The sequence below is a fragment of the Candidatus Alcyoniella australis genome (assembly GCA_030765605.1).
Classification (GTDB): Bacteria; Lernaellota; Lernaellaia; order JAVCCG01; family Alcyoniellaceae; genus Alcyoniella; species Alcyoniella australis.
On the sequence record JAVCCG010000116.1, the window covers coordinates 1 to 6685 of the forward strand.

Here is a 6685-nt window from a genome sequence, read left to right on the forward strand (position 1 = left end):
CGCACCCAGTGTCCTGCTTTGCCAATAACGCTGGTCAGTCCTATTTTCGGATGAGAACCCGCTGATCAATCCCCCGCGCACACAATTGCATCGCCTTTGAGCTTAGTAGGAAAAATCTCAAACTGATTTTTGCCGAGCGCGGGGGAGAGAAGCGGCGCGTCGGCTTGGAACAAGCCGACGCGCCTGCCCCACCCCACCTGCTTGCCGGGGCGGCTCCAAGCCGCCCCGGCAAGCCTACACACAAAGATCGATTAATCGATCTTTACCAACCTCCCCGATCTTTGGTCGCGGAGAGGCACATTGGATTACGGCCAGCGAACTACGCGAGTTTTGCGGGCACCTCTAAGGTGCCGCGTTGACGAATGGTGATGAATATTCCAGGTTATGGGCATGTCAAAGCGGCTAGTGATGATCCCGGCCCTGAACGAGGAGCAGACCATCGGCGACGTGGTGCGCGAGGCTCAGGCCGCGATTCAGGGCGCGCGCGTACTGGTGATTAATGATGGATCGACCGATCGCACGGCCGAAGTTGCGCGGGCCGCGGGCGCGCTGGTGATCGATCTGCCGCTGCGCACGGGGATCGGCTGCGCGGTGCAGGTCGGCTACATCTACGCCTTGCGCAACGGCTACGAGCTGGTGGTCAGGCTCGACGGCGACGGCCAGCACCCGGCGGACCAGGCCGCGGCGTTGATCGCCAAGGTCGAAAGCGGCGCGGCCGACGTGGCCGTGGGCTCGCGCTTTGTGATCAGCGTCAGCCGGGAGTCGACCACTGCGACGCGCGTGCTGGGGATCAGGTTGTTCTCGGTCCTGATGCGGGTGATGTTCTCGCTGCGCAGCACCGATCCGACCTCGGGCCTGTGGGTTGTGGGGCCCGCTGCGCTGAAGCTGCTCAGTTCGCACAGCCCGGACGATTTCCCGGAGGTCGAGTCGCTGGCCGTGTGTCAGCGCATGGGCCTGCGGGTCTGCGAACTGCCGGTGCGGATGCGCTCGCGCCAGGGCGGCCGCTCGTCGATCGGCTACCTGGATGCGTTGCTCTACATGGCCAAGGTAGTATTCTCGCTGGTGGTGATCTCGATCAGGCGCTACGATTCACGGGGACTTCCCAAAGACCCGTTGGAACTGCCATGAGCTTGAAGGGCAAACACAGAGGCTGCGGATGACTCCTTATCAGCGGATGATGGCGATCGTAGTCGCACTGATGTTCTTCGGGCTGGTGCTCTACCTGGTGCGCTCGTACCGTTTGAGCGAACGCCTGGCCCTGCTGTGGCTGGCGATCAGCGTAATGATCGCGGCGATCGCCGCCTGGGAGCCGCTGCTGATGTTCTCGGCGCGGATCGTCGGCGCGGAGGTGCCGATCTCGGGACTGCACTTCTGGGGAATTATGACCCTGCTGGTGCTGACGCTGCTGCAATCGGTCAAGACCCACAAGCTGCACAAGCGCTCGTTGCGGCTGATCCAGGAGGTGGCGCTGCTCAAGGACGAGATCCGGCGGCTGCGCGAGGGCGAGAAACTTGCCCCCAAAGTAGACGGCGACTAATCAGAGAAATTTACGATAGAGCTCGATCGAACGTTGTGCGACTGCCGCAGAGCTGTATCGCTCAACGATCCAGTCCCGTGCTCGTTGGGCCCGTTGTGCCCGATCTTCCCGTTGCGCGATCACGGAAACGATCTCTTGCGCAAGCCCGTCGATATCGCCTGACCTGAACACTCCACAATTGCCGGATTTGGCGATTTCGTGATGGATTCCCACGGCAGAGCTGACCACAACGGGACAGCCGAGCCCCAGGGCCTCGATTGCGCAGATCGGGAACGCGTCATACCGGGAGGGGAGCACCAACAGATCCGCGTCGCGCAAAGCGGTCCAGATCCGTTGTTTCTCAAAGTATCCGAGGAAGGCGACCCGTTCGTTTAATCCGAGCTTGGAGCATAGTGCGATCAACGAGGACTTCCGGCCGTCATCGGGTCCGATGACCGCCATTTTCCATGCGCTTTGGTTCTGCTGTAAAAGCCGTGCGCCTGCCTGCAGGAGCAGGTCAACTCCTTTCACCTGGTTCAATCTTCCAATGAACAGTATCAGCGGTTGATCTCCGTCGATTCCGAGATCGCAACGCAGATCGCCCTTGTCAATGGAGTCGATGTCCGGCAGGTCGACCGCGTTGGGCAGTTGGACGATGCGATCCGAACCAGCGCCGTACTTTTTAAACAGATCGGTCTCTAAGGACGACAATGCGCAGAATCCTTGGCAATGCCTTATCAGTCGCCTGCCGTAGGTTTTGTCGAGAATCGTTCTGAGCCGTCCAGAGATCCCGAGGCGAGCCAGTGAGCCGTGGGCCGAGAGCACGTAGGGTTTGTTTGCGGCGCGGGCCGCGGTCGCGGCCCAGTAGCTGGTGAACGAGCGGAACTCGTGGATGTGCACGATGTCGGCCGCATCGACCATCTGCTCCGCGGCCACTGAGAAATCGCGCGGCGCGAACAGTTTGTGCTTCCAGGCCAGGCGGTTGGAGCGGTTGGGCAAATAGCGCACCTGCACGCCCTGGATTTCGTCGCGCTCGATTTCCACCCGCGAGTGCGCGTCCAGTGCGTCGCTGGTCAGTACGCGGACAGTGTGACCCAGTGCGGCCTGGGCAATGGCCAGGGTCGTGGCCGCGGCAGGCGATCCGCCGTAGGCAAAGGCCGGCGCGAAGTAGGGCGTGACGTGCAGGATCGAAAGCTTCGTCTGCTCCATGCTCATGCTCCGTCCGCTGCCGCACGCAGCAGCGTTGCCAGCTCGGCCGTGAGCTCGCGGCGGTCGATGGATCGCAGCAGCTCGGGCGGATGCTCCGCAGGCTTCCAGCGTTCCTCGATTACTTGGTCGTAGATCTCGCGCACGACCTGCGCCGCGCCCTGCTGATCGTCAGGTGCGATCAGCGTGCCCACGTTGTGGCGCTCGATCAGCTCGGCGGCGGCTCCGGGCTCGGCCATGGTCAAGATCGGTCGCCTGGCCAGCAAATATTCGTAGAGCTTGCCCGGGATCGCGCTGGGAATGCCGCGCGAGGGGAGCAGCACCAGCAGGTGCGACCCACACAGCAGGCGCGCGAACTCGCGGCGGGGCAGCGCGTCGACAAAGCGTGCCACTTCCGGCGGCAGTTCGCGCAGGCCGAACTCGCTGTACTGCGGCAGCACGTTGCCCGGGATCGTGATCTCGATTTTTACGGGGTCGATCACGCGCTCCTGGATCAGCGTCTTGCAGGCGTGCAGCAGTGGCCGCGGATCGCGGCGCTGATCGAGCATCCCGGCCACGGTGATCAGCAGCTTGCCCGCAGCGGGCGCGGGCGCGTCGCTGAAGTCCAACGGGTCGGCGCCGTTGGGGATCAGGACGAAGCGTGCGGGGTCCAGCTTGGCGTGGCGCTCCAGGTGCGAACGTTCGCTTTCGCGCGTTACCAGCACAGTGCGTGTGGCGCGGCGCACGACGCGGCGTTCCCACCAGCGCTCCAGCGCGCGGCGCACAGCCGACGCCGTGTTGTACAGCGGGCCGTTGATCCAGACGTCCTTGATGTCGATTACCAGCGGCTTGCGCAGCGCCAGCGATATCAGCCAGCCGACCACCAGCGCGCCGTAGGGCGGGCCCACGGCGTAGACCACGTCGATTTTATCGCTGCGGGCGATGCGGCGCGCCGCGGCCAGGGCGTGGGGCGCCCAGAGCACGGTGTAGTCCGGGCAGAGCAACAGCGGCTCCACCCAGCGGCGCAACGCGCCCAGCGCGCGTCCGATCAGCGAAGGCTTCTCTCCCGCAACGTCGATGGCATTGCGGATGCGCGTCTTGGCCGCGCCGTCGGGCTCGATCGAGCGCGTGCGCACCACACGCACCTCGGGGCCCAGACGCTCGACCAGCCCCGGATCGTACGGCTCGAGCTCATCGATGTAGCGTTCGTTGATAGTCAGCACCGTGGGTCGCACGTTGTAGAGCGGCAAATAGCGGGCAAAGGCGTCGGCGCGCACGCTGGCTCCTCCGGCCCAGGGCGGAAAGTTGTAGCAGACCAGCAGCGCGTGCAAGCCGCGCAATGCAGGCTCGGTCGTCCGGCGGTCGTCGCGCAATGCTTTTTCGGAAATCGGCATAATTCCCCAGCAGTATCCGATCGGCCCGCTGGAGTGTCAAACCTCGCCATGGGCCGGGCGCGGGTCGCTCTGTGAACGATTTATGATATATAGGCCTTTGCACCATCCAGCGTAGGCGGAATGCCCGGGGGACCATGGACCAGGGGATTGACGCACAATGCGGCGATAACGCCGACAAGCACACGGCAAAATCAGCACGGCTGACCTGGCGTCGTCCGTGGCGGGTGCTCGTCGTGGGCCTGTACTATCTGACGCAGATCTCGATCAACCTAGCCTGGGCCCTGTATTTACGCGCGGGCGGTCGGCGGCCCGCAAAGTGGGATACGCAGCGCAAAGAGCTATTGTACCTGATCTGCGATCAAGACTTTTGGAGCGGCGACCAGTTCTCCTATGGCGGCCACGTGGCGCACATTCGGGGCGTGATCCAGGCCCTGGCGCAGGACGGGTATCGCGTGCATCTGGTGACCAACCAGGCGCAGCCGCGGATCGACCATCCCAATGTGATTCGCCATTTGGTCCAATTCCAAGGCCGCGTGCCCGAGGCGCCGATTCTCAACCAGTTCGCCTTTAATCGCCGTTTGACGCGAGTGGCCCTGGACGTTGCGGCACGCAATCGGATCGGATTCGTCTACCAACGACACTCGATGCTGGCCTTCAGCGGCGCGGCTGTGGCGCGGTGTCTGGGCGTGCCGCTGTTTCTGGAGGTCAACAGTCCGCTGAGCCTGCTGGAAAAGGGCGTTGCGGGCCGGATGCTGCTGGTGCGCTTTTTTGAGACCACGGCCTTTGCTTTGGCGCAACGTATCGGCGTGGTCAGCGATATGGCCCGTGAGCTGCTGATGCAGGCCGATCCGCGCGTCAAGGCCGCGGATGTGCTGGCCAACCCCAACGGGGTGGACGCGCGGATGTTCGCACCCGAAGCAGCGCGCCCGGGATTGCGGCACGAGCACGGCATTGCGCAGGATGCGTTCGTGGTCGGCTTCTCCGGCGCGTTCTCTTTCTGGCACGGCATCGAGACATTGATCGAGGCCTTCTGCGATTTCGCGGCCGAGCGCCCCGGGGCGCGGCTGGCGATGCTCGGCAGTGGGGGCGAGCGCGCGAAGTACGAGGCGAAGCTCGATGAGCGTGGAATGCTCGATCGCGCCACGTTCTTCGGCGTGGTCCCCTTTGAGCAGGTCCCCTCGCACCTGGCGTGCTGCGACGCGCTGGTCAGCCCGCAGGTGCCGTTCATCGGCAAGACCTTCCACGGCTCGCCGATCAAGCTCTTCGAGTACATGGCCATGGGCAAGCCGGTGGTGGCCAGCGACATCGGCCAGTTGGCGCAGGTGGTGCGCCACGAGCACAGCGGACTATTGTTCGAGCCGGGCAACGCCGGGCAGTTGGCGCGCTGCTTTCAGCGGCTTTACAACGACCCGCAGCTTGCCCGGCGACTGGGCGCGAATGCGCGGCAAGAGGTGTTGCAGTACTATACCTGGGAGCGCAACGCGCGGCGGATTATCGAGGCGTTGAGGGATTGCAATGACAACTGATCCACGGGATCGACGATGAAGCAGGTGTTTTTCGCGGCCTCGGGCCGCGTGGAGATGCAACAGGTCCCGGCGCCCGCTCCCCAGGACGGGCGGGTGCTGGTGGAAGTCAGCCACTCGCTGGTGAGCACCGGCACCGAGCTGGCCGGAACCGCCAACGCCGACAGCATTGTGTTGCGCGTGCTCAAAGACCCGGCGCTGGCCAAGCGTGCGTTGGAGCACGCGGTGCAGTTCGGCCTGCGCGCGACCATCGAGCTGGCCGCGGGCACGGGCCCCAAATCGTTGTTCAGCATCGGCTACAGCGCTGCGGGACGGGTGGTGCATGCGCCTCAGGGCTGCGGCCATCGCTCGGGCGACCGTGTGGCAGTGGGCGGCGCGGGGTACGCCAATCACGCGGAGTACGACAGTGTGCCGTTGCGGCTGACCGTGCCGGTCCCCACAGGCGTGTCAACGGCCGACGCCTGTTTTGCCACGGTGGGCGCCATCGCCATGCAGGGCGTGCGCCGCGCCGCGCCGGGCATCGGCGAGACCGTGGTGGTCTCGGGCCTGGGGCTGATCGGCCAGCTTACCTGTCAGATTCTGCTCGCCGGGGGCTGCCGCGTGATCGGCGTTGATCCGCTGGCCGACCGCCGTGAGCGGGCGCTGGAGGCCGGGGCCGTGGCCGCGCTGGAGCCCGGAGAGAACGGTTACGCGAGGGCCGTGCTCGAACTGACCCAGGGGCAGGGGGCGGACGCGGCCATTGTCTGCGCCGCGAGCAGTTCCAGCGCGCCGCTGAACCAGGCGCTTAATGCCTGCCGCCGCAAGGGGCGGGTTGTGGCGGTGGGCGCGGTGGGCATGGAAATCGACCGCGCCGAGCTTTACGCCAAGGAACTCGATTTGCTGATTTCGACCTCCTACGGCCCGGGCCGCTACGACCCGGTCTACGAGGAGCAAGGGCACGATTACCCCCTGGGGTACGTGCGCTGGACCGAACAGCGCAACATGCAGTCGTTTATCGAGCTGGTCGCAACGGGCAAGATTCGGCCCTCGTCCCTGGTGACGCTCCAAGGGTCGCCCGAGGACGCGCC

Annotated in this window: 6 protein-coding genes; 4 read left to right on the forward strand and 2 right to left on the reverse strand. The window is 64.8% G+C overall.

Annotated features, from left to right (window positions below):
• Nucleotides 1-390 precede the first annotated feature (390 nt).
• Both P9M14_13885 and P9M14_13890 read left to right on the forward strand, forming a co-directional pair.
• Nucleotides 391-1128 (forward strand): glycosyltransferase family 2 protein, encoded by a 738-nt coding sequence (locus tag P9M14_13885; protein MDP8256835.1) that lies wholly within the window; start codon nucleotides 391-393, stop codon nucleotides 1126-1128.
• A gap of 28 nt (nucleotides 1129-1156) precedes the next feature.
• Nucleotides 1157-1537 carry a DUF2304 domain-containing protein gene (locus tag P9M14_13890; GenBank protein ID MDP8256836.1) on the forward strand — a complete coding sequence of 127 codons (381 nt, stop codon included), beginning with the start codon at nucleotides 1157-1159 and terminating at the stop codon, nucleotides 1535-1537.
• Here P9M14_13890 and P9M14_13895 read toward each other — a convergent pair whose 3' ends face one another.
• Together P9M14_13895 and P9M14_13900 are read right to left on the reverse strand one after the other, a co-directional pair.
• Nucleotides 1538-2725, reverse strand: a complete 1188-nt coding sequence (locus tag P9M14_13895; protein MDP8256837.1) for a glycosyltransferase family 4 protein — start codon at nucleotides 2723-2725, stop codon at nucleotides 1538-1540.
• Nucleotides 2726-2727: 2 nt separating this feature from the next.
• Nucleotides 2728-4095, reverse strand: coding sequence for a glycosyltransferase (locus tag P9M14_13900; GenBank protein MDP8256838.1), 1368 nt, complete (start codon nucleotides 4093-4095; stop codon nucleotides 2728-2730).
• A gap of 134 nt (nucleotides 4096-4229) precedes the next feature.
• Here P9M14_13900 and P9M14_13905 point away from each other — a divergent pair, with 134 nt between their 5' ends.
• Nucleotides 4230-5621: a glycosyltransferase family 4 protein gene (locus P9M14_13905; protein ID MDP8256839.1), complete on the forward strand. Its 1392-nt coding sequence runs from the start codon at nucleotides 4230-4232 to the stop codon at nucleotides 5619-5621.
• Nucleotides 5622-5636: 15 nt separating this feature from the next.
• On the forward strand, nucleotides 5637-6685 hold a 1049-nt coding region (locus tag P9M14_13910), incomplete at its 3' end, for a zinc-binding alcohol dehydrogenase (protein MDP8256840.1).